Source organism: Ramlibacter sp. bp-362, assembly GCF_054956735.1.
This window is the reverse complement of record NZ_JBUDXE010000042.1, coordinates 1-522: the sequence shown is the minus strand read 5'-3', so window position 1 is coordinate 522 and position 522 is coordinate 1. Positions and strand designations below refer to the sequence as shown.

General features: G+C 65.7%; 1 protein-coding gene. It reads right to left on the bottom strand.

Features of this window, described 5'->3' with window-relative positions:
• Positions 1 to 522 (bottom strand): calcium-binding protein (locus ACY0MJ_RS22325; protein ID WP_462640757.1); only part of this gene is annotated, 522 nt, incomplete at both ends.

Here is a 522-nt window from a genome sequence, read left to right as displayed (position 1 = left end):
GCCGACTTCGCCATACAACTGGTCGTTGCCCGTGCCGCCATCGACCGTGTCGTTGCCACCTGAGGCGTAGATAGTGTCGTCACCAGCCAGGCCGCTCAGGCTGTCGGAGCTGTTCAGGCCGGCGATCCAGTTGTCCCCGGCGTCTGCTGCCTGCACCAGTGCACGGATCTGCGCATCCGTCAGCAGGGTGCCATCGGCAAATTCGATGCGGTCCACACTGTAGGTGTGGTTGACGTCGTTGCGCCCGAAGAAGCCTTCCACGGTCACGCGGTCGTCGCTGCCGCGGATGGCGATGATCAGGTGCGCACCGTCGCGCCACACGTTCAGGTCCGCCGCGCTGACGCCTTCCTTGAAGCGCAGCACGTCGGTGGTGTTGTCCGAATCGCTCTCGTGGCGCTCCCAGAACGTGTACACCCCGTTGCCGGGGTCGCTGCTGTTGGCATAAGGCGCGTTGCGCACGGTGTCGTAGCCGTCACCGCGGCCGAACAGGTACACGTCGCTGCCCGTGCCGCCCTGCAGCAG